Here is a 23,094-nt window from a genome sequence, read left to right on the forward strand (position 1 = left end):
CTGGCGGCACAGGGGCGACCAGTACGTTGATTTGGGAGAAGCGGTTGCGCAGTTCATTACGGACCACTGACGCAGGCGTGTCACACCGGCAGGCCGAGCCCCGCGCCGTGGACCCGGGAAACCGCATCCCGGTGGTGGTCCAGGCACCCGATCCGATCTCCCGGGCGGGGGTCCGCAGCCAGTTGGGCCAGCACCCGGTCATCGATCTCCTCGACGGCACGGAGGCCGGCCCCGGCGCGGTGGCCGTTCTGGTCAACGAGAGCCCTGACGAGGCGACGCTCTCCCAGCTGCGCCGACTGGTGCGCAGCGAGGGGGCACGCGCCGTCCTGGTGGTGGGCGCGATCCGCGAGGCCGAGCTCCTGGACGTCATCGAGTGCGGTGTCGGAGCCATCGTCTGGCGCCACGAGGCCAGCGCGCACCGTCTGGTGCAGGCCGTGCTCGCGGCTGCGCGAGGTGACGGTGACCTGCCCGCGGATCTATTGGGACGCCTCATCACTCAGGTGGGCTCGCTCCAGCGGACCGCGGCCGGCCGGCCCGGTGCTCCGCTGGCCGGCCTGATACCGCGTGAGATCGACGTCCTGAGGCTCATCGCCGAAGGAATGGACACCGGAGAGATAGCGAGCAAACTCTCCTACTCCGAACGGACCGTCAAGAACGTCATGCACGGACTGACCACCCGGCTCCATCTGCGCAATCGCGCCCACGCCGTGGCCTATGCCCTCCGGGAAGGCTACATCTGAGCCCGACGGCGCTTCACCCGGGGCCTGCCGAACGGGAACACGGTGGTGCACGGCGGGCACACGGCACAACACGGCACAACACGGCGCGGCGGGAGCACGACGGTGATTCACGAGGTCGACGAGGTCCTCAAGCGACTGCTCAACAGCGGTGCCCTCGCCGGTTCCGGCATCGACGTCTCCTTCGACGCGCCGACCCGCGAGTGGGCGGCGCGCCGCAACGCGCCCGCCATCAACACGTATCTGTACGACATCCGCGAGGACGTCAGACGCCGTGAACGCGGCGCCATGGCCGTGCGTGACGAGCGCGGTGTCGTGCTGCGCCGCCGCCAGCCGCCCCGCTGGTTCCGGCTGTCCTATCTGGTGACGGCCTGGACCAAACAGCCCCAGGACGAACACCGGTTGCTGTCCGCCGTGCTGGCGACACTGCTCCCCCACGAAGTCCTGCCTCCCGAGCAACTCCCCGGCGCGCTGGGCGCGCTGGGTCTGTCCGTACCACTGACGGTGGCGGGCCTGCACACCGAGTCACGGTCCCTGGCCGAGATCTGGTCCGCGCTCGGAGGCGAGCTGAAGCCCTCGCTCGACCTGGTGGTGACCGCGCCGTTCCCGGCGTTCCCGGAGTACGACGCCGGGCCGCCGGTCACAGAGGGCGCCGGGGTACGCGTACGCGGCATGGACGGCACGTTGGAAGGGTCGCCCGAACGGCACCACCAGGCACGGCACTTGACGAGCGCACCGGCACCGGCCGGCACCGCGCCGGGCGCCGCTGCGGCGGTCGGCACTCCGGGGTCCGGCACTCGGGCGTCGGGCACCGCTCCGGACGCGGATCCCCCGGCCAAGGGCCGTCGCGACGGAGAGAAGCGGACCAGGTGACCCCGCGTGTCCCGGAGGCCGTCGCCGCCTCCCCCGTTCCGAACGAGGTGCCCGGGGAACCGGCCGACGCGCTCCTCCCCCGCCTGTCCTCGCTGCGCGAGCGGGTCGCCCTGCTGGTCGAGCAGCGCAGCGCCACCGACCCCACCGCGGCCGATCCGCTGCGCGGCCTGTATCTGTCCGAGGAGGCGGTACGGCATCTCCTGGAGGCGGCCGGGCAGGGCCCCGTGGCCCAGGACTGGGGACCTGAGCGGGGCGATCGGCTGGACCTGCTCGCCGCGCGCCTCGGGCTGACGGAACTGGACGTCCGTATCCTGCTCATCGCTCTCGCACCGGACCTCGAGCGCACCTTCGAGCCGCTGTACGGCTACCTCAACGACGACGTCGGTCGCCGCCGGGCCACCACAGGACTCGCCCTCGACCTGTGCGGACTCCCCGCGCACCAGGCCGCGGCACGGGCCCGGTTCCATCCTTCGGCTCCGCTGTCCGCGCTGGGTCTCGTCGTGGTCGAGGAACCCGAACGTCCCTTCCTCAGCCGGTCGTTGCGTGTCCCCGACCGGCTGATCGCGCATCTGCTCGGCGACGAGACCCTCGACGCCGCGCTGAGCGGCCATGTCCGCCGGCTGCGGGCGCCGGTGCGGGGCGAGCGGTACGACGAGGGCTTCCTGCTCCGGCTCGCCGACCGGCTCACCCGTGTCCCGCTCCCCGTGTACCTGCGCGAGCACCGGGCCGGCGACGGTCTCGCCTGCGCGGCGGCCGCCCTGCACCGGTCCGGACGCGAGTCGCTCCACTTCACCCCCGGCGGTACCGACGCACAGGAGCCGATCGCCGAACTCCTGCGCGAGGCGCGGCTGCGGGACTGCGCGATCGTCGTGTCCCCGCTGCCGGAGGACCCCGCGCCGCTGATGCGGGCGCTGGCGGTGGAGGACGTCTCCGTACTGTTCACCGATCCCCGCCCCTACGACCCGCACTGGTGCGATCACCGTGATCCGCTCGTCCTCGACGCGCCCCGGCTGCGGGCCGGTGCCGTGGAGGCGTGGGCGACGGCGCTCGGCGGGGAATCCGGATCCGAGGCCGGCCCCTGGGAGGAACCGGCCGACGACGCGGTGCCCGTATCGGCACGGACCGCAGGCACCGTGCCCCTTCCGGATCCGCCGCCCGGGTTCGACCTCGCGCCCGGTTTCGACCTCGCGCCGGTCGTCGCGCCGTACCGGCTCGGCGGCGACCGCATCGTGCGCGCCGCCCGCGCCGCGCGGAACCTCGCCGCGTTCGACGGCGGCACGCTCACCGCGGCCCATCTGCGCCTGGCCGCCCGGCAGCAGTCCGCCTCCGGCCTTGAACGGCACGCCCGCCGGATCCGTCCCGACGTGGGCTGGGACGATCTCGTCCTGCCCGACAAACCGCTCCTGCAACTGCACGAGTTGGCCCTGCGTGCCCGGCACCGCGACCGCGTGCTCGGGGAATGGCGGCTCAGCGCGGGCGGCGGGCGCGGCCGAGGCGTGCTCGGTCTGTTCGCCGGCGACTCCGGCACCGGCAAGACCCTGTCCGCCGAGGTCGTCGCCGCCGAACTCGGCCTCGACCTCTACGTCGTGCAGCTCTCCTCCATCGTCGACAAGTACGTCGGCGAGACGGAGAAGAACCTGGAACGCATCTTCACCGAGGCCGACCGCACCGATGCCGTCCTCCTTTTCGACGAGGCCGACTCCGTGTTCGGCAAACGGTCCGAGGTCAAGGACGCGCACGACCGGTACGCCAACATGGAGAGTTCCTATCTGCTCCAGCGCCTCGAGTCCTTCGACGGCATCGCGCTGCTCACGACCAACCTGCGCGCCAATATCGACGAGGCGTTCACCCGGCGCCTCGACCTCGTGGTGGACTTCCCGTTCCCCGACGCGGACCAGCGACTGGCTCTGTGGCGGCACGCCCTGACCCACGTGCCGCGCGCCGACGACATCGACCCGCGCGGTGTCGCCCGCGAGTTCGAGCTCGCCGGGGGTTCGATCCGCAGCGCCGTCGTCACGGCCGCCTACACGGCCGCGGGCCGTGGTGCGGAGGTCACCACGGCCGACCTGCTGGAGGGCGCACGGCGCGAGTACCGCAAGGCGGGCCGGCTGGTGCCGGGCGAGGGCACCTGGTAGCTGCGTAGCGCGGACCTCGGCGCCGGTCGTCCGGCCCGTCGCGAAACGCCCGGCCGGTTCCTCATGAACCGGCCGGGCGCCCACATGTCACACGAGGGACGTGTCACACGGTGAACTTGACGGCTTCGAGCCAGAGCGACTGGTTGAAGGTCCCGCCGAGGATGTACTTGGGGGGCGTGTTGCACTGCAGGCCGAGCCAGGCCTGGTTGTGGACGTGCGCGTTCTGGCAGATGCCGCCCTCGGTCACGTTGACGCCGAAGGCCAGCATGTAGGGGTCCTCCGCCTTGGTGCTTCCGAGGTACAGGTCGACACCGTCGGCCACGCCCGTCCAGGGGTTCAGCCACTCCTTCTCGTGGACGAACTCGTTGCCGTTCATGCCCTTGGTGCCGGACACGGCGAGGTTGAGGGACTTGATCGGGCGGTTCTGCCCCACCGTGCCCGCCATGGCGCCGTCGCAGACCGGTTTCTGCCAGCCCTCGCCCGTCTCGTAGGCCCGGTAGCAGATGTGCCGCACGCCCGGATCGTCCGCGGCCAGGCGCGTGACCGCGGTCGCCGCGGTCACTTCGGTGGGCTTGGTCTCCTTCTTCTTCTCTGAGCCGCCGCCCCCGCCGCCCCCACCGGCCGACTTCTCGGTCGGAGAAGGGGCCGCCTCCTGGGTGGGGGCCTGCGGGGGAATCGAGGGCTGCGGAAGCGGGACGGACGCCGAGGGGCTGGGCGGCAGTGTGCTGACGCCGGCTTCCTGGAGCTTCTCGGTGGCGGCGCTGCGGACCTGGGGCTTGTACGCCAGCCACAGCATCACGAAGGTGATGGCGAGGGCCATGAAGACGCCCAGGAAGGTGGCGAGCCAGCGGGGCAGGAAGCCGCGCTGCACATAAGTCCCCTCGACGGGCTGGGCCTTGGTCCCCGACCGCTGGACGGCGAGGGAGTAGGGCCGCTGCTCCTTCGACCCGAACCAGATGATCTGCCGCGGCCTCAGCGTCGCCCTGACGAAAGCGGCCCGTCCCGGCTCGATCTGGACGTTGCTCGGGTGGATGTCGTAACTGAGATGGTCCCCGTTGTCACTCCCGCTGATCGACGCCGTCAGCTTCGTATTGCCGAGATTGTCGATCGCCAGCCTGGGCCGCCCACGGAAACGCCCCTTGACGGTCGGCGGCACCAACTCCGCCCGCACCTCGGTGAACGGAGTGATCGTCAGGTTCCCCTCCGGAACCGTCGTCGCCTCCGGATGCTCGGTCGGCGTGATCCGCACCGCGTACGGGTTCGGGCCCGCCACCGCGTCCGGGGTCCGGGGCGGCGCGAACATCAGCTCCACCGTCCCCGTCGTCCCCGGATAGAGCCGCAGCATCTGCGGCTCCACCGTCGTCCAGAGCGCGACATCACCCACCGGCTCGAACCGGTACTCGTCCACCACGTCGCCGGTGTTGCGCAGGCGCAGCCGCACCTTGGTACTGCCACCGGGATCCACAGTGCTGGAGGCGGGCTCCAGCGAAGTCCAAAGGCTCACCTGTCGACGCTATGGCCGCGGGCGGTCTCCCGTCAGCAGGCGCCGGGGCACGGTAGGTGCCCGAAGGGCTGCGGCCGGCTGCCCTTTGCCGACGGCCCGAAGGGCTTCCGTGGCAACGAGGTCAGCCGCCCGCGGGGTCAGGAGGGATGGACGATGTCCCATTCCTGGTCGTCGGTGTTGCTGCAGTAGAAGATCGTCAGCGGGGTGTCGTCACCGCCGGTGCTGTAGCCGGAGACGTCCAGGCACAGGTGGTTGCTGGCGTAGTTGCGGATCCAGTAGTGGCCGCTCTTCTGCTTGTCGAGCCACCACAGCTGGTTGTCGGCGGTCGTGCCGTCGCACTGGAACTCGAACACTCCTGTCCGCGGCGGCTTGGCACCGAAGTCGGGCAGGTCCATGCACAGTTGGTCCTTGACGTTGCGGATCTGGAACAGGTCCGACTTCTCGGGACCGCCGCCCTTCTCGCGGACTTCGAGGTTCCAGAGCTGGTTGTCATGGTCGGTGCCGTCGCACACGAACTCCCGCACCGGCCCGGTCGACTGTCCCTTGTCGTAACCGGGGATGTCGGCGCACTTCTTCGTCGTGACGTTCCGCAGGACGACGCCGGACGCGGGCAGCGGTCCCGTCGCCTTCTTCTTCGTCGCCTCGGGACTGGCGGCCGCACCGCCGTCTCCCCCTCCGCCGCCGTTTTCCGGCGTCCGCTGGGCCTCGGGCGGAGTCGGCTCCTGAGCCGGAGCCGAACTCGGTGCCGCCTGGAGGCTCGGGGTGGGCGCGGGAAGGGTACTGATCCCGGCTTCCTGGAGCTTCTCGGTGGCGGCGCTGCGGACCTGGGGCTTGTACGCCAGCCACAGCATCACGAAGGTGATGGCGAGGGCCATGAAGACGCCCAGGAAGGTGGCGAGCCAGCGGGGCAGGAAGCCGCGCTGCACATAAGTCCCCTCGACGGGCTGGGCCTTGGTCCCCGACCGCTGGACGGCGAGGGAGTAGGGCCGCTGCTCCTTCGACCCGAACCAGATGATCTGCCGCGGCCTCAGCGTCGCCCTGACGAAAGCGGCCCGTCCCGGCTCGATCTGGACGTTGCTCGGGTGGATGTCGTAACTGAGATGGTCCCCGTTGTCACTCCCGCTGATCGACGCCGTCAGCTTCGTATTGCCGAGATTGTCGATCGCCAGCCTGGGCCGCCCACGGAAACGCCCCTTGACGGTCGGCGGCACCAACTCCGCCCGCACCTCGGTGAACGGAGTGATCGTCAGGTTCCCCTCCGGAACCGTCGTCGCCTCCGGATGCTCGGTCGGCGTGATCCGCACCGCGTACGGGTTCGGGCCCGCCACCGCGTCCGGGGTCCGGGGCGGCGCGAACATCAGCTCCACCGTCCCCGTCGTCCCCGGATAGAGCCGCAGCATCTGCGGCTCCACCGTCGTCCAGGGCGCGACATCACCCACCGGCTCGAACCGGTACTCGTCCACCACGTCGCCGGTGTTGCGCAGGCGCAGCCGTACACGCGTGCTGGCGCCCGGGTCCACGGTCGCGGACGCGGGTTCCAGAGAGGTCCACATACTCACCGTCGGAACGCTAGCCGCGGTGACGGTGGCGGTCAGGAGCCACAGGGGTACCGTCGCCGGACGAACAGGCAGGTGGGGATGCCCTTGCGGACAGCCGCGCCCCTACTGCGGATGTCAGCGCCGGGGCAGTGTCCCCCCGGTCGCCACGAAGACGAACTGCGCGTAGGAGTCGGCGTTCATCAGGGCCCGACGGCCCATGGCGTACCAGTTCAGCTGCTTCGCGGGATGGGCCGACTCGTCCTGGCCGGTGTACTGGTCCGCGTCCCGGGCGGTCCGCTTGCCCAGCCGGTCCGCCGAGTACTCCGCGAGCTCCTGCTGACTCCATCCCAGCGTCCGGGCCGTTCCCATGTCGGCCCGGTCCTCGTTGAGCTCGTGCTCGTACGGGCTGTACTGGTAGTCGAGCGTGCCGGCGAACCGGTGCGTGGCCTCGTGGATGATGTACCAGACGTTCTCGCCGACGGGCCGCAGGTTGATCGGGCCCTCGCGCCCCGCGTCCATGGTCGGCAGTTGCTCGCTCTTCATGTCGTGCGGGCTGAGGCGTTCGCCGACGGTGGGGGCGACCCATCCGGCCACGTTGGCCTGGTTGGACCCGAGCGCTCCGAGGTCGTACCAGGCGGTCTCCCCGGCCAGGGCGATCTGTGCGCCCTCCGCGTCCAGACCCGTCTGGATCCGGCGGAGCACCTCGGCGACATGCGACAGGACCGGCTGGATCTGCTGCGGTGTGGCCCGCTGGAAGGCCGGGAAGGCGGACCGGAGCGCGTCGAGGACCCGGCCGCCGGGGGCGGCGCTCGCGCTCACCATGGTGATGGCCGCGGCCAGCCGCCTCTTGGTCTCCACCAGTGCTCTGCGTACATGCGCCTCGCGCTCCTTGTACGCGGTGCCGTCCCGGTGTGCCTGCGGCGTGTCCGCGATGGTGCCGCGCTGCGAGAAGGCGACCTTGCCGCTGCCGAAGTGACGCCCGGTGGCGTCGTCGTACTTGTCCCCGTGATGCGCACCGGTCCCGGCACCCAGCTGCGCCGAGGTGGCGGTGCGGTCCGGGTCGGCCTCGTCCTGCCAGACGCCCGACTGCCGCCCGCCCATGCCGTCGTGGGTCCGGGTGCTGCCGTTGTACGTCCAGACCGTGCGCTGGATCGCCGGAGCTGCGGACGCCGCTCCCGACCCGTTCCTCCCCGTGCCGTCGGTGACCGCGCGCTGCACCGGCGGCGCCCCGCTCATCACCCGCCGGGCGTTCTCCTCCGCCTGGACCTCGGCCCAGTCCCCGCGGTCGGACACCATCAGACCGGAGCCGTTGTCGGTGCCGGGGACGGGACCACGGCTCTGCTGACGGTAGTGATCCAGTTCATGGGCGAGGACGTGCTTGTCCTGACCGTCCCAGACCACGTCGGCCCCGGAGGTGAACGCCTTCGCGCCGATCTCCGCCGCCGCGTGCTGGGACGCCGCGTCGGTGTGGACGCGAACGCCGCTGAAGTCCTCGCCGCCGTAGCGGCCTTCCATCTCGGCCTGCAGCGGGGCGTCCAGCGGACGGCCCGGAGAGCGCAGCACCTCGTGCACCGCGGAGCGCTGTACGGCGGGCCCGTGGCCGCAGTTCGCGTCGTGCTCGTGGCGCTGGTCCGCGACGGCGCGGGCCACCGCCGCGTTGCCCGCGGCGCGCTGCAGCACCTGGAGCCGGCCGACCGGCCCCGGGGCGGCAGCCCGTGCGGCCGGACCGGCCGCCCCCGTCCGGCCACGGGTCTTGTCGGTGTCCTTGTCCTGTGCGTGCACTGGGACTCCCCTCGAACGCGGGTGCAGCAGCCTCCAAGACCTACCGGACGAAGCGGGCCGCGGGGAACGCACTCGGGGGCAACGGTGAGGGCAGCGGTGCGGACGGCACGTCGGGTTGCCCCTGGGGGCAACAGAACTGCCCCCGGACAGGTACCCCAGGACGTTTCGGGAGACGCGCTTCGCGCGTGAGGGTGATGACGTCCCATCTCGTACCCCGAGGAGAGCAGAGCATGCCGTCCTACCTGTCGCCGGGCGTCTACGTCGAGGAGGTGGCCAGCGGCTCTCGTCCGATCGAGGGTGTGGGCACCTCGGTGGCGGCCTTCGTGGGGCTCGCCCCGTCGGGGCCGCTCAACGAGCCGACGCTGGTGACCAACTGGACGCAGTACGTGGCGGCCTTCGGTGAGTTCACCGACGGGTACTACCTCGCGCACTCCGTCTACGGCTTCTTCAACAACGGTGGCTCCGCCGCCTATGTCGTCCGGGTCGGCGGGACGCCCGGCGGTGTGAACGGCGACGCGACGGCTCCGGCCGCGGTGACGGGATCCGCGCCGCGGGCCGCGCTGCCGCCCGGCGAGCCGAAGCAGCTCGGCACCTTCACGGTCAGTGCCGTCGCGGGCGGCTCGCTCAGCGTCGAGGTCGCCGACCCCGAGGGCGAGGGCCCCGCCGAGCGGTTCAGGCTGATCGTCAAGGACGGCGAGAAGGCCGTCGAGACGTTTGACGTGACCGCCAAGAAGGGCGGCCGCAACTACGTGGTCACGCAGGTGAAGGAGCGCTCCAAGCTCATCGCCGTGCAGGAGGCCGCACCCGCCGCGCAGCTGGTCAGGCCCGACAACCAGACGGTGGCGCTCGCCGCCCCGTCGCCCTCGGCGCCGGCCGTCCCGGCCGAGGAGCGGGACGGTCACCCCGGCCCCGCGCAGTACCTCGGCGACTCGGCCGACCGCACCGGCTTCGGCGGCCTGGAGGCCGTGGACGAGGTGTCGATGGTCGCCGTGCCCGACCTCATGGCCGCCTACCAGCGCGGTGCGATCGACCTGGAGGCCGTCAAGGCCGTCCAGCTCGGCCTGATCGCGCACTGCGAGCTGATGGGCGACCGGGTCGCGGTCATCGACCCGCCGCCGGGTCTCAACGCCCGCCAGATCCGGGTCTGGCGTCAGGAGACGGCAGGCTACGACTCCAAGTACGCCGCCCTCTACTACCCCTGGATCAAGGCCTTCGACCCGGCGACCGGCCAGACCAGGATGATCCCGCCGAGCGGTCACGTCGCCGGCATCTGGGCCCGCAACGACTCCGAGCGCGGCGTGCACAAGGCTCCCGCCAACGAGGTCGTACGCGGAGCGGTGGACCTGGAACTGCAGATCACCCGCGGCGAGCAGGACCTGCTCAACCCCATCGGCGTCAACTGCATCCGCGCCTTCCCGGGCCGCGGCATCCGCGTCTGGGGCGCCCGCACCATGTCCTCCGACCCGGCCTGGCGGTACCTCAACATCCGCCGGTACTTCAACTACCTGGAGGAGTCGATCCTGATCGGCACCCAGTGGGTGGTGTTCGAGCCGAACGACCACGCGCTGTGGGCCAGGATCCGGCGCAACGTGTCCGCCTTCCTGGTCAACGAGTGGCGCAGCGGTGCCCTCTTCGGCTCACGGCCGGAGGAGGCGTACTACGTCAAGTGCGACGAGGAGACCAACACGCCGGAGTCGGTCGACCTCGGCCGGGTCATCTGCGAGATCGGCATCGCGCCCGTCAAGCCCGCCGAGTTCGTGATCTTCCGGCTGGCCCAGTTCTCCAGCGGGAACGGCGAGTTGGAGGAGTAGTTCACGCGCCGGCGGCCCGCACCGACGTGACCGCCCCGGCGGTCGTCCGCCGCTTCCCGTACGTACCAGAACCCTCAGAAGGACAGAGAACAGATGAGTCTCCAGCCGGGTGACGCCCTCACATCGCACAATTTCGGCCTGCAGATCGACGGTGTCATGGTCGAGTACCTCGCGGAGGTCAGCGGCCTCAGCATCGAGCAGGACGTCATCGAGTACCAGCAGGTCTCGTCCCAGGGCATCCCCGTCACCAAGAAGCTGCCGGGTGTGAAGAAGGCCGGCACCTGCACGGTGGTGCGCGGTATGACCCAGTCGGCCGCCTTCAACCAGTGGATCACCGAGTCGGTCGCCGGCCAGATGAGCACCGCCCGCAAGAACGCCACCATCATGGTGATGGACTATCAGAACAACCCGGTCAAGCGGTACAACATGCGCAACGCCTGGTGCAGCAAGATCGACACCAGCACCGTCAAGGCAGGCGAGGCCGCCGCGCTCACCGAGACCGTCACGATCACCTTCGAAGAACTGGTCATCGAGTAATGCGCCGTACGGCTCCCAGGACGGCCGCGTCCGCGGCCGTCGCCGAACCGGTGCCGGAGGCGGAAGCCTGGGCGGGGCCGGAGCAGACCGCTGCTCCGGCCCCGGCCCCCGCCGCGACACCCCAGCCCCTGCGTACCGAGTTCGAGTTCGAGCTGCCGCGCGGATATGTCGACGACTCCGGCACCGTGCACCGCCTCGGCGTGATGCGGCTCGCCACCGCACGGGACGAGCTGATCCCGCTCCGGGACATGCGCGTCCAGGAGAACCCGGCGTACCTGTCCGTCGTACTCCTCGGCCGGGTCATCACCCGGCTCGGCACGCTGCCCCTGGTGCACGACGGGGTGGTGGAGAACATGTTCGCCTCCGACCTCGCGTTCCTGCAGGACTTCTACCGCCAGGTCAACGCCGAGGGCCACACCCGTGCCGCCGTCACCTGCCCGCACTGCGAGGAGCCGTTCGAGGTCGAACTCGGCGGGAGCCGCCTGGGGGAATCGTGACGTACGCGACCGACCGCATCCACGAGGAGATCGCGTACATCGCCTACCACTTCCACTGGAGCCTGGAGACCATCCTGGACCTCGAACACCGCGACCGGCGCCGCTACACGGAACAGATCGCGGCACTCGTCCATCGCGGCGCCGGGGAGAGGTGACGCGGCGTGGGCGTCTTTGATCGGCTTCGGGGCGGCGGGCGGGACCGGGGCACCAGCGGCGCGTCCGTCACGGGCCCGGCCGGCGGTCCGGTTCCCGGTGACGGCTCGGCTCCGGGGGCGGCCGGCAGCGTGTCTGCGAGTGCCGGAGCCGGGTCGAGCGATGTCGGCGACGGAGGCGGGGCTCGCGTGGTCCGGGCTGCCGCCTGGCCCTCGCTGCCCCCCATCCAGCGCGCCACCGCCGGCCGGGGCTCCGTCGCCGACTCCGGGTTCGGCGGCCGGCTGACGACCTGGCAGAACCCGTCCTTCACCGGCACGCTCTCGCACGCAGTGCTCGACGGCGCGCCCGGCGGGCTGGTGCGCGGCGTGCTCGTCACTCCGGCGCTGCCCGCCTCCGGTCTCGAACTCCCCTCGCTCTCCTTGCCGGTGGCGACACCCGCGGAGCCGGCCGACCACGTCGGCGCGCAGTCCGTGCGGCGCACGAGCCTCCCGGGCACGGCGACCGGCCCTGTGGGCCCGGCAGTGACCGCCGTACCGCCCGCGGCCATCCGGCGTCCGGCGCCGACCGGGCTCACCAGGGCACCGGCCGGTCCCGCGGTACAGCGACGGGCGCTGCCGGTGGTGACACCGTCCGCGCCACGACGTACGGCGACCGGGCCTTCGGTGCAGAGGGTGGTGGCCGCCTCGTCGGCCACGGGCGGGGCCGGGTCCGGCTCCCTCTCCCCGCACACCTCCTCCCCGGCCATGCCCTCCCCGGACAGGCCCACCCCCGTTCCCCCCGTCTCCGGCCCGCTGACCACGTCCACCGGACCGGGTCCCGCCTCCGCCGGACCGGGTCCCGCGGTCGTGGCTCCCGCGGACTCGGCGTCGCGCGGATCCTCTGCGGACGCCGGGCAGGCCGCCCCTTCCGCCTCCGTCCCACGGCCCTCGGACGGCGCCACCACGGGATCCGGCCTGCCGGTCCAGCGTCGTACGTCCGGCGGCGCAGGGCGTACGGTGCCCGGCGCGCCGGCGGCCGGCGGCCCGGCCCCGGTGTCCGCCCCGCCGAAGCCACCGGCCGATGCCCCGACCGCGGGTACGCCGCGGCGGCGCTCCGCCCTGGGCGCGCCCCTGTCCTCCCCGGCCTCGCATGCGGTACCGCCCGTGCGGCTCGACTCGGCCGTAGCGGGGCCGGATTCGGGACATCCCGCGCCGGTACGCGGAACGGGAGCCCCGGCGGGGCAACCGGGAGCGGCCGGCGGTGAAACCTCGTCCGGCGCTCCGTCGGCGGGTGCGGGTCCCCGGTCCGGGTCCTCGAGCGGCGGCCTGCCGGTGCAACGCGCCCTCGCCTCCGCCGCCCCGGTCCCGGCCTCGTCCGGCGCCCCGGGTGCGGACGGTGACCGGCAGGGTGTCCCCGGACGGAACGGCTCCGCGCGGTCGTCCGCGCCGACGGTGCCGTCGCGTCCGCCGGTACGCGCGCTCGCCCCCGCACGCGCGTTGACCTCGGCCCTGCCCGCCGTACCCCCGGCCACCGCGGTCCAGCGCCGGACCGCCCCCGCGGCCGTACCCCTGCGTCGCACCACGCCCGCCGACGGGCTTCCGGGCGGCGGCGGTTCACCAAGCGCGCCGTCCGGCCCGGGCGCGGAACGCTCCGGGGGCGCCGCGCCGGGGCCGCGGGGCGGCATCACCGGGGCCGCGCCGCTGCCCGGTGGTGTCGTGACCACGACGGCTCCGGCCGTTCAGCGCTCCAAGGCGACCGGCTCCGCCGCAGCCGGTGGCGGGCCGGTGCTCCGGCGTCCCGGCACTTCGGGGCCGGTGCCTTCGACGGCCGGTGCCGGGCTGCCCGGCACCACCGGCGCCACGGTCCGGTCAGCGGTGCCCGGTCGGGGGACGGGCGGGGTGAGTGATCCGGCCGCGCGGCCCGGCTCCCCACCACCCTCGGCCGCCGGTGCGGTCGCCCCCGTGGCCGGCTCGGCAGGGCTCGGCGCTCCCGTCGTCCAGCGGCTCACCACGCTGACCCCCGCCGCGGATCCGTCGCCTGCCATCGATCCTTCGGCGCGGGTCGGGCCTGCGGCCGGAACTCCCGTGCCCTCCCCCGCCCTTGACGCGACGATCCCGGGCTCGGCGGCCGCGGGCACCGTTCCCTCAGTCGTCCAGACGCCGGGCTCCGCGGTGACCGTCGCCCGTCCGGGCGGCCCCGCCACGCCCGTCGGCCGCGCGTCCGCACCCGGTGCCGGAACGGCGGCGCCCGGCACCCCTGCCGTCCAACGCCTTGCCGCGCCCGCCTCGGCCTCCGGCCCCGCATCACGCGCCTCGTCGTCGCCGCGGCCCACCGTCGCGCGGACGACGGCCTCCCCGGCCCCCGGTGCGCCGACGTCGGCCGTTCCGGGTGTTCCCGCGCCCGGCGCGGCAGGACTTCCCGCCTCCGGCCGTACGCACCCCACAGCTGCCGGCGGCCCGGTCGGCCCGCGTCCTACCGGCACTCCTCCCGTCCGGGGCCGTTCGGGCGGTCCCGACGCACCTGCCGTGCAACGGTCGGTCGACGACTCGCCCGCGGAGCCCGGCGGTGGCCCGGCGCCGCGAGGTCAACAGGCCTCGCCCGTCGCGCCGTCGGGCGCGGAGCCGCGGCTGGGCCCGGCTCCGTCCGCGTCGGCCGGGCAGTCCTCCGCCCGGCAGCCCGAAGCCTCCGTACCGGCGGCTTCGGGGGCGGCGGCGCAGCACACCGCTCCCCGTCCCGGTTCCGGCCCCCGTCCGCACGGCACACCCGTACAGCGGCTCGGCCTGGGCGCCCCCGTCGTACAGCGAGTCGCCACCGCGCCCGAGGCGTCCGGTGGCGTCCTGTCGCTCCCGCTCTCGGGAACACACCACGGCGCTCCGGAGCGAGCGGCCGACGCACCGGTTCCGACGCCGACCTCCGGCGCAACCACCCCCGGTCCGGGGGTGGTTCAGCGCTCGACGGCGGCTCACGTCTCCCCGCCACGCGCGCTGCCCGCCGACGGCCTCCCCGTGGCCCTCACCGGTACCGCGGGCCGGAGCGACCATCCCGTCGTGCAGCGCCCCATCGCTCCGGGCACGCCCACGCCGCTCCCGCCGGCCGCCGCACGCCCCACGCCCGTGGTGCGGTACGCCTCGGCCGGCCCGTCCACACAGTCGGCGGCGGCAGCGACGCCAACGCCGTACGGGGGCCGCGCCACTACTCCGGTCCGGCAGTCGTCGAGCCCGAACAGCGCTCCCGGCAGCACGAATTCGCCCGCCACCACGGGGTCGACGCCCCGAACGGCGGTCCCTCTCAACGCGGTTCCCGCCGTTCCGCCTCTCGCCCTCCCGGTGCAGCGGGCCTCCGCGGCTCCGCCCACTCCACCCGCCCCGAACCCCGCAACGCCTCCGGCGACTCCGCATGTCCAGCGGGTCGTCAACGCGACGTCGCCGCCCCCGCCACCCCCTCCGACCGGTCCCCCGCCCGCGTACTCCGCGAGCGAACCCCCGTCCTCGCCCTCGTCCTCGGGAAACCGAGGCGTGGAGAGTGAGCAGGCCCCACCCGCGTACACCCCCGTCGACTTCAACCCCCGGGCTCTGACCCCAGGTCAGATCGACGAGCTGACGCACAAGCTGGCCGGTCCGATCACCCGCCTGCTGCGGACCGAACTCCGCCTCGAGCGCGAGCGGATCGGCAAGCTGCGCGATCCCCGCCGCTGATCTCCCCCACCCCGCACGTCCGTTCCGAGAAAGGCCCACCCCCGATGCCCACCGATCTCGACCCGGGATCCACCATCTTCTTCACCCTGACGATCGACGGCGAGAGCCTCGGCTACTTCAACGGGTGTGAGGGACTCTCGTCGCAGGTGGAGATCGAGCAGCGCCAGGAGGGCGGCAACAACGGGTTCGTGTGGCAGCTTCCGTCCCGCGTGACCTTCTCCAACATCCGCCTGACCCGGCCGCTCACCCCCGACACCTCCAAGGTCGCCGCCTGGATCTCGTCGGTGACGACGGGCGTCGAACGACCCACGGCGCAGATCGCGGCGCTGCGCGCGGACGGTTCGGAGGTGGCGCGCTGGGGGCTGATCGACGTGCTGCCGGTGAGCTGGCAGGGGCCGTCCCTGGATCCGGCCAGTCCGGGCGTGGCCACGGAGGTCCTGGAGATCACCCACCACGGTTTCACGGACTAGGGGCGGACCGGGACCAGTCAGGAACTCGGGGACTTCAGGGACTAGGGGACGGCGAAGAACATGGCAGGCAAGGCAGGAAAGGGCAGCAAGGGCGGTGCGGGCAAGAGCCTCGTCCGTGCCACGCTGGCCATCCACGAGCCGCCCATCGGCCACAGCACGACACCGGGCGCGTTGATCAAGACGTTCAACTTCGACTTCAACCCCTCCACGCTCTCCCTGAGTCGCCGGGCCCGGTGGAAGACCACTCCGACCGCGGCCGTGCGCGACGGCTCCCTCCCGGAGTTCATGGGTCCCGAGCCGCGTGAACTGACCGTCGAGATCTTCCTCGACTCCTCCGACGACCCGACCAGCAACACGGTGCTCAAGAAGGTCGAGTCGCTGTTCTCCTGCTGCGAGGTGACGACGAAGAGCATCGCCGCCAAGCAGCCGTCAACGCCCTGGGTGGTCTTCCAGTGGGGGTCGTTCTCGACCGCGCGCTTCACCGCGTACGTCGGCTCCGTGGAGGCCAGTTACTCGCTCTTCGGCACGACGGGCGTGCCGATCCGTGCCACCTGCCAGGTGCACCTGCACGAGATCCCCAGCAAGACCAAGGGCCAGAACCCGACGTCGGGCGCCCTCACGGCACAGCGCGTGCACCGGGTCGTGGCCGGCGACTCCCTGCAGTCGCTGGCCTGGCGGGAGTACGGTAACGCGGCCGCCTGGCGTGCGATCGCCGAGGTCAACGGCATCGACGACCCGTCCCGGCTGTCGAACGGCACGGAGCTCGTGCTTCCGGCCGCCGAGGAGGTGGGTCTCTGATGGTGCAGGCCTCGTACTCCAGCGTCGTCCACGTCACGGTGGGCGGCAGCCCGCTCCCGGACAAGATCGCCTCCGACCTGGTCGGCTGCTGGGTCGACCTCGGGGCCGGGGTGCCCGGCGCGTTCCGGCTCACCTTCCGCGACCCGGACCGGCTGGTGCTCGGCGACCTCAACGTCCAGTGCGGCACCGAGGTGGTCCTCGCGCCGGTGGCCGACGGCCAGGGGGCCTCCTCCCCGCTGCTGACCGGCGAGGTCACCGGTATGGAGACCGACTACGACGGCACCGGGACCTTCACCGTCGTGCGCGGTTACGACCTGGGCCACCGTCTGATGCGTCAGCGCAGGGTGGCCGCCTACCGCAATCAGACGGCCTCCGACATCGTGCGCAAGCTGGTCGCCATGAACGGCATCCCGGTCGGCGCCAAGGTCAGGTCGACCCGGACGGTGTACGAGTTCATCAGCCAGGCCAACGTCACCGACTGGGACTTCCTGGCCCGGCTCGCCGACGAGAACGAGATGGTGATGTCGCTGGACTCCCAGGGGAGGTTCCAGTTCGTCAGGCCCGACCCGGCGTCCGGAGCGCCCTCGACGAGCACGCCCGGCGAGAAGAGTCCCTTCGTGCTCCAGGGCGGCGTCGACGTGCTGCGCTGCCGGGCCGCGGTGACCTCCGCCGACCAGGTCGCCAAGACCGAGGCCCGCGGCTGGGACGTCGGGACCAAGAAGAAGCTGACCGCGACGGCGCCCGCCACGGCCAACGCCGGGTTCGCCATCGGCATCACGCCCAAGGACACCGCGAAGAAGTTCAAGCCCGCCAAACTCGTCGAGACCGACACGCCCTACGACCGCCAGCCCGAGGTCAAGTTCGCCGCCGAGGCCCTGGCCGACGACGTGACCTCGTCCTTCGCCGAGCTGGAGGTCGTGGTCTGGGGCAACCCCAAACTGCGCCCCGGCGTCCCGATCGCGCTCACCGACGTGGGCAAGCCCTTCGAGGGCCAGTACACGGTCACCTCCGTGCGGCACGAGTTCGGCAACGACGAGCCCTACCGGACCTGGGTGACCGTCAGCGGCCGGCAGTGGCGCTCCCTGTACGGCCTGACCTCGGGAGGCGGCACGGCCACCACGCCGAAGCTGCCGAGCGTGGCCAACGCCCTGGTGACGAACGTCCAGGATCCGCTCAAGCAGGGCCGGGTCAAGCTGCAGTTCCCCTGGCTCGACGACCTGTACGAGAGCGACTGGACGCGCACCGTGCAGCTGGGCGGGAAGGGCGGCGGCGGGGTGTTCCCGTACGACGTCGGTGACGAGGTGCTGGTGGCCTTCGACCGCGGTGCCCTGGATCACCCGTTCGTCGTCGGCGGCCTCTACAACGGCAGGGACAGGCCGACCGTCGTCAGTGACGTTCCGCTGCACGACGGGCTCAAGAAGCAGGCGATCCGCCACACCCTGTCCGACCGGAAGGGCAATCGCGTCGACCTGCTCAGCCAGCAGACCGGTGCCCGTAAGCAGGGCGTGCGCATCGCCTCCGGCAACGACAAGCTGACCATCAACCTCGACCGCACGAAGACCGAGATCACGGTGGACAGCAAGGGGTCCGTCACCATCAAGGGCAGCAGGTCTGTGTCGGTGGAGGCGGGAACCGACCTCACCCTCAGCGCGCGCCGGAGTCTGACGATCAAGAGCGGCGGGCTCCTCAACATCGAGGGCCGCGGACTGGTCAACCTGAAGTCCCTGGGCGGGGCGGTGACGGTCGACGCGATGGGGGCGCTCAACCTCAAGGCGGTCGGCGCCGCGATGCTCAGCGCGGGCGGCACGGTCCAGGTCAACTCCGTCGCCGCCGTCGGTGTCCGGGCCGTCACCATCCCGCTGCAGGGCCTGGTGATGGTCAACAACAAGCCCTATCCACTGCCGTGATGGCCGCGAAGTTCGTCAGGAAAAGGCGGGTGTCCCTCTGATGGCCGAGCAGTTCGTCGGATCCGGCTGGGCGTTCCCCATGCGCATCGGTCCCACCGGAGGCATCGCGCTGGTCAGCGGGGAGCGGGAGATCGAGGAGGCCATCCGGCTTGTGCTGGCCACGGCGCCGGGTGAGCGGCCGATGCGGCCCGAGTTCGGCTGCGCCATCCACGACCTGGTGTTCTCCCCGGTCAACGAGGCGACGGCGGGGCGCATCCAGCACGAGGTGTACACCACCCTGGACCGCTGGGAGCCGCGGATCGAGGTCAACGACGTCGAGGTGACGGCCGGAGCGGACCAGGGCGTGCTCTTCATCGACGTGCGCTATTCGATCCGTGGCACCAACAACCCCCGCAGTCTGGTCTTTCCGTTCTACGTCATTCCCTCCCACGAGGATCCCGACGCCACGGGCTCGGGCAACTCCCTTGAAAGCGACCGCTGATGGCACTGCCTTCCCCGAATCTCGACGACCGCCGCTTCCAGCAGTTCGTCGACGACGCCAAGCGCTACATCCAGCAGCGCGCCCCCGAATGGACCGACCACAACGTGTCGGACCCCGGCGTCACCCTCGTGGAGACGGTCGCCCACATGGCCGACCAGATCGTCTACCGGCTCAACCGGGTCCCGGAGAAGAACCATCTGGCCTTCCTGGATCTCGTGGGCATCACGCTCTTCCCGCCCTCGGCCGCCCGCACCGACGTCACCTTCTGGCTGTCCGCGCCGCAGGAGGAGCCGATCGTGCTGCCCGTCGGCACCGAGGCCGCGACGCTGCGCACGGAGAGCGAGGAGGCCGTCGTCTTCGCGACCGAGCGTGAACTCACCGTCGTACCCACCGCGTTGCGTCATCTCGTGGTGCAGCACAGCGGGCTTCCGGTCACCGACCGGACGGCCGACCTCGCCGAGGGCAAGGACGTGCTGTGCTTCGCGGAGGCGCCCGGTCCCGGTGACTGCATGCTCTTCGGCCTCACCACGGCCGTACCGCACTGCGCGGTGGCCCTGGAGCTCGACAGCCGGGTCGACGGTGTCGGTGTCGACCCGCGCCAGCCGCCCCTGGCCTGGGAGGCGTGGACCGAGGACGGCTGGACCGCCTGCGAGGTCGACCGCGACGGCACCGGCGGTCTGAACCGGCCCGGTGACGTCGTCCTGCACGTCCCCGGCGGCCACACGCTCTCCCGCACCGGCGGCCAGGAGGCGGGCTGGCTGCGCTGCCGGGTCACCGAGCCCCTGCCCGGCCAGCCCTTCTACACCACCTCGCCGACCGTCCAGGCCGCGGAGGCGTTCACACTCGGCGGCACCACGTCGGCGATCCACGCCGAGACGGTCCGGGACGAGGCGCTCGGCGAGTCCACCGGGCTGCCCGGACAGCGGATGCGGCTCGTCCACTTCCCCGTCGTCGGAGACACCCCGCCGGTCCTGCTGCAGACGGCCGAGCGCGACGGCTGGACCGACTGGGACGTCGTCCCGCACTTCGCCGCGTCCGGCCCCGACGACCGGCACATCGCCCTGGACGCGGCCACCGGCGAGATCTCCTTCGGGCCCGCCGTCCGCGAGCCCGACGGCACGCTCCGCCAGTACGGGTCGGTGGCGCCCAAGGGCGCCGTGATCCGCGCCCGCCGCTACCGGACCGGCGGCGGCCGGGCCGGCAACGTGGCCCGCGGCGCGGTCCAGGTGCTGCGCAGCTCGGTGCCGTACGTCGCGGAGGTCGTCAACCGGGAGGCGGCGCGCGGGGGCGTCGACGGCGAGACCGTCGCCGAGGCGAAGACCCGGGCGCCGATCACCCTGCGGGCCCAGGAGCGGGCGGTGACCCTGCGCGACTACGAGGAACTCGCCCGGCGCGCCGCGCCCGAGACCGCCCGTATCACCTGTCTGGAGGGCGACGAGGGCGAGCACGGCGCCTACGCGGTCCGCGTCCTGGTCGTCCCGCAGGCGGTGCCGGACCCCGGCGGACGGCTGCGCTTCGAGCAACTCGTGCCCGGGGACGCCCTGTTGCAGCGCATCACCCGCTATCTCGACGAGCGGCGGCTGATCGGCACCCGGCTCGCGGTCGGCCCGCCCTTCTACCAGGGCGTCACCGTGGTGGCCACCGTGCACGCCTTCCGCGGGGTCGACACCGATCGGGTCCGCCGCCAGGCGCACGACGCGCTCTACCGCCACCTCGATCCGCTCACCGGCGGTGCGAACGGCACCGGCTGGCCCTTCGGCCGCCCCGTGCAGTCGGGCGAGGTCTTCGCGGTGCTGCAGCGGGTCCCCGGCGTCGAACTCGTCGACGCCGTGCAACTCCACCCCGCCGACCCGCTGACGGGCAAGCGCGGCGACCCGACCGACCGGATCGATCTCGAAGCCCCTTCCCTGGTCTTCTCGTTCGACCACCGGGTACGCGTCATCGGCGACGGTTCATGAGGGGCTCCATCGACGGCCTGGAGTCCTCGGCGCCGATCGGCGCGATGCTCCCCGCGGTCTTCGCCGACGACGACCTCGCGCTGCGTTTCGTCGCGGGCCTCGACGAGGTCGTGGCACCGATCCTGCTCGCCCTCGACTGTCTGCACAGCTACTTCGACCCTGCGCTCGCGCCGGCCGACTTCGCCCGCTGGCTCGGCACCTGGGTCGGCGCCGAGATCGACGGCTCGGAGCCGGACGCCCGGCTGCGCGCGGCCGTCGCCGCCGCCGCGTATCTGCACCGGGTACGCGGCACCCGTCGCGGTCTGGCCGAAGCGGTGCGGCTCGCCTTCGGCGCCGAGCCGGAGATCACCGAGAGCGGCGCCGCCGCCTGGGATCCCCGCCCGCTCGGCCCGGTCCCCGGCGACCGCCGCCCCCGGCTGCACGTCACTCTGCGGCTGCCCGATCCGACACCGGCGGACGAGTACCGGCTGGAGAGCCTCGTGGCGGCCGCCCGCCCCGCCCACATGCCCTACACGGTCCAGGTGACCGCCGCCGAAAGGATCCCCGAGAGATGACCACCCAGACCCCAGGCACCGAACCCGGGCGTGCCCCCGCCTGTGCCGAATGCGGCACTCGGGCGGTGCCAGGTCAGTCCTTCTGCGACGCCTGCGGCGCGGTGCTCGACTGGGCCGGGAATCCGGCCGCGCCGGCCGCCGCCCGGGCGACCGGTTCCCGGGCGGGGGCGGAGGCCCGGCACCCCGGCGCCGTGGCCACCGACGAGGCACCACCGGCCGGGGGCCCCCGGGGCGGACTGCCCAAGGCCTCCGACGCGTCCGGAGCCCCCGGGACGGCGGCAGGCGGCGCCGGGACCGCCCAGGACGAGCCGGGGTGGGTCGCGTTCCCCGTACCGGGCGCCGGTACGGGTACGGCGCTTACGGCCCATGACACGGACGCCGGAACCGGCGGACGGCAGGCGGGCACGGGCGGCCCGGACCCCGTGGACGCGGACAAGGCCGACGCCGGCAACGGCAACAGCAACAGCAACGGCGAGAACGTGCACCGCAGCGACGGGGCCTCGGACGGGACGGTCGGGGCGCGGGCCGTGGCGACCCCGGTCCACGGCGGCCCGGGTGGGGCGGACGACGACGTCCCGCGCGCCCACCCCGCACTTCCGGAGGCCTCCCCGACGGCGGCCGTGGCGGAGCACGACGACGCCGCGGACACCGAGCCGCTGCCGTCCGCCGCCCCCGCGGTCTCCCGGGACTCGGCGGCCGAGCGCGCCAGGTCGCTGCTGGTGCCGGTGGCGGACCCGGAGGAACGTCCCGCGGCGCCTTCGGTGGCACCCGTGCTGCCGGGCCTCCCCGTCGCGAACCGCCCGCAGGTCCGCGCCCCGGGTGGCGAGCACGGAGCGGAAGGGGGTGTGCCCTGTCCCTGGTGTGCCACTCCCAACCGTCCGGACCGGCACTTCTGCGGCCGGTGTGCCCTGCCCATGGCCGGCGAACGGCCGGCCCCGGGGCGGCTGCCCTGGTGGCGGCGGCTGCTCAACTCCCGTAACGGGCAGACGCCGTGGGCCGGCGACCGGCCCCGTCTGCGGCGCGGCTTCGGACGCGTCATGAACTGGGTGGTCGGCGCGGTCGTGCTCACTCTGGTGGTGGTCGCCGCGATGAACACAGGTACGGCGGTGCAGGCCGTGAAGGACCACTTCGCCAAGCGGGCCCCGATCGGGCCCGACAGCTACAAGGCGTCCCGTTCCTTCCCCGGTCACGGCGCCGGTCTCGCCTTCGACAAACTCAACAACACCTGGTGGGGACCGGGCGTCTCGCAGTCCGGGGACGGCGAGTGGCTGGAGGCCCGCTTCGCGCAGCCGACCAGGCTCCTGGACCTGGTCATCACCCCGGGCGTCTCCACCCGCGCGGACCAGCTCTCCCAGTCGGCGCTGCCGCACCGCATCGAAGCGCGCGTCACCACCGCGAACGGCAGGACCAGCACCCGCTTCCTCACCCTCGACCAGGGCGCGGGCGGCCAGAGCCGCAAGTTCCGCGCGGGTGATGTCACCGCGGTCCGCTTCATCATCCGCTCGGCGTACGGCGCCGCCGCCTCCAAGCAGGTCTCCATAGCGGAGATCGAGTTCTTCGGCCCGTCGAGCTCCAACGGCTCCTAGGGGCGCCCCGAAAGGGGCCTCCCGACCAAGTACCAGGGGGACGTCCCCGGCCTTCGGGCCGAGGGCCGTCCCCCTGAACGTGCCACTCCGTGGTCGAGT

At 72.7% G+C, this 23,094-nt stretch carries 18 protein-coding genes; 15 read left to right on the forward strand and 3 right to left on the reverse strand.

Features of this window, described 5'->3' with window-relative positions; genetic code table 11:
- Positions 1-77: 77 nt before the first annotated feature.
- The 3 genes from OHB41_RS45060 (at position 78) to OHB41_RS45070 (ending at position 3,745) form a co-directional block, all read left to right on the forward strand.
- On the forward strand, positions 78-740 hold the full coding sequence (locus OHB41_RS45060; protein WP_266707373.1) for a helix-turn-helix transcriptional regulator: 663 nt from the start codon (positions 78-80) through the stop codon (positions 738-740).
- 102 nt (positions 741-842) lie between these two features.
- Positions 843-1,610, forward strand: a complete 768-nt coding sequence (locus tag OHB41_RS45065) for a Pvc16 family protein (RefSeq protein ID WP_266707375.1) — start codon at positions 843-845, stop codon at positions 1,608-1,610.
- Positions 1,607-3,745 carry an ATP-binding protein gene (locus OHB41_RS45070; RefSeq protein WP_526025089.1) on the forward strand — a complete coding sequence of 713 codons (2,139 nt, stop codon included), beginning with the start codon at positions 1,607-1,609 and terminating at the stop codon, positions 3,743-3,745. Before OHB41_RS45065 ends, OHB41_RS45070 begins: the two co-directional genes overlap by 4 nt.
- 103 nt (positions 3,746-3,848) lie before the next feature.
- On the opposite strand, the gene OHB41_RS45075 is transcribed toward OHB41_RS45070, so the two are convergent.
- The 3 genes from OHB41_RS45075 to OHB41_RS45085 form a co-directional block, all read right to left on the reverse strand.
- The gene (locus OHB41_RS45075; RefSeq protein WP_266707377.1) at positions 3,849-5,249 is read right to left on the reverse strand and encodes a hydrolase; all 1,401 of its coding nucleotides are present in this window, start codon (positions 5,247-5,249) and stop codon (positions 3,849-3,851) included.
- Positions 5,250-5,386: 137 nt separating this feature from the next.
- A complete protein-coding gene (locus tag OHB41_RS45080; protein ID WP_266707379.1) occupies positions 5,387-6,808 on the reverse strand; it encodes an RICIN domain-containing protein in 1,422 nt (473 codons plus the stop codon).
- A gap of 114 nt (positions 6,809-6,922) precedes the next feature.
- Positions 6,923-8,569 (reverse strand): eCIS core domain-containing protein, encoded by a 1,647-nt coding sequence (locus OHB41_RS45085; RefSeq protein WP_266707381.1) that lies wholly within the window; start codon positions 8,567-8,569, stop codon positions 6,923-6,925.
- 230 nt (positions 8,570-8,799) lie between these two features.
- Between OHB41_RS45085 and OHB41_RS45090 the strand changes: the two genes are divergently transcribed.
- From OHB41_RS45090 to OHB41_RS45145, 12 genes are all read left to right on the forward strand, one after another.
- Positions 8,800-10,380, forward strand: coding sequence for a phage tail sheath subtilisin-like domain-containing protein (locus OHB41_RS45090; RefSeq protein ID WP_266707383.1), 1,581 nt, complete (start codon positions 8,800-8,802; stop codon positions 10,378-10,380).
- 93 nt (positions 10,381-10,473) lie between these two features.
- Positions 10,474-10,917, forward strand: a complete 444-nt coding sequence (locus tag OHB41_RS45095) for a contractile injection system inner tube protein (protein WP_153286958.1) — start codon at positions 10,474-10,476, stop codon at positions 10,915-10,917.
- Positions 10,917-11,414, forward strand: a complete 498-nt coding sequence (locus OHB41_RS45100) for a hypothetical protein (RefSeq protein ID WP_266707386.1) — start codon at positions 10,917-10,919, stop codon at positions 11,412-11,414. The genes OHB41_RS45095 and OHB41_RS45100 overlap by 1 nt, the downstream gene beginning before the upstream one ends.
- Positions 11,411-11,569, forward strand: a complete 159-nt coding sequence (locus tag OHB41_RS45105; RefSeq protein WP_194280490.1) for a DUF6760 family protein — start codon at positions 11,411-11,413, stop codon at positions 11,567-11,569. The genes OHB41_RS45100 and OHB41_RS45105 overlap by 4 nt, the downstream gene beginning before the upstream one ends.
- A 186-nt stretch (positions 11,570-11,755) precedes the next feature.
- Positions 11,756-15,241: a hypothetical protein gene (locus OHB41_RS45110; RefSeq protein ID WP_266707389.1), complete on the forward strand. Its 3,486-nt coding sequence runs from the start codon at positions 11,756-11,758 to the stop codon at positions 15,239-15,241.
- 44 nt (positions 15,242-15,285) lie between these two features.
- Complete coding sequence (locus OHB41_RS45115; protein WP_153286961.1) at positions 15,286-15,711, forward strand: phage tail protein; 426 nt, start codon at positions 15,286-15,288, stop codon at positions 15,709-15,711.
- 60 nt (positions 15,712-15,771) lie between these two features.
- Positions 15,772-16,509: a CIS tube protein gene (locus tag OHB41_RS45120; protein WP_266707392.1), complete on the forward strand. Its 738-nt coding sequence runs from the start codon at positions 15,772-15,774 to the stop codon at positions 16,507-16,509.
- Positions 16,509-18,416, forward strand: coding sequence for a VgrG-related protein (locus OHB41_RS45125; protein ID WP_266707394.1), 1,908 nt, complete (start codon positions 16,509-16,511; stop codon positions 18,414-18,416). Before OHB41_RS45120 ends, OHB41_RS45125 begins: the two co-directional genes overlap by 1 nt.
- Before the next feature lie 40 nt (positions 18,417-18,456).
- A complete protein-coding gene (locus OHB41_RS45130) occupies positions 18,457-18,897 on the forward strand; it encodes a gp25 family contractile injection system sheath assembly initiator (RefSeq protein ID WP_266707396.1) in 441 nt (146 codons plus the stop codon).
- A complete protein-coding gene (locus OHB41_RS45135) occupies positions 18,897-20,855 on the forward strand; it encodes a putative baseplate assembly protein (protein ID WP_266707398.1) in 1,959 nt (652 codons plus the stop codon). Before OHB41_RS45130 ends, OHB41_RS45135 begins: the two co-directional genes overlap by 1 nt.
- Complete coding sequence (locus tag OHB41_RS45140) at positions 20,852-21,409, forward strand: phage tail protein (protein WP_266707400.1); 558 nt, start codon at positions 20,852-20,854, stop codon at positions 21,407-21,409. The genes OHB41_RS45135 and OHB41_RS45140 overlap by 4 nt, the downstream gene beginning before the upstream one ends.
- Entirely contained in the window at positions 21,406-22,995 is a 1,590-nt protein-coding gene (locus OHB41_RS45145) for an NADase-type glycan-binding domain-containing protein (RefSeq protein WP_266707402.1), read from the forward strand. The genes OHB41_RS45140 and OHB41_RS45145 overlap by 4 nt, the downstream gene beginning before the upstream one ends.
- The last annotated feature ends 99 nt before the right edge of the window (positions 22,996-23,094 follow it).

The sequence above is a fragment of the Streptomyces sp. NBC_01571 genome, from assembly GCF_026339875.1.
Classification (GTDB): domain Bacteria; phylum Actinomycetota; class Actinomycetes; order Streptomycetales; family Streptomycetaceae; genus Streptomyces.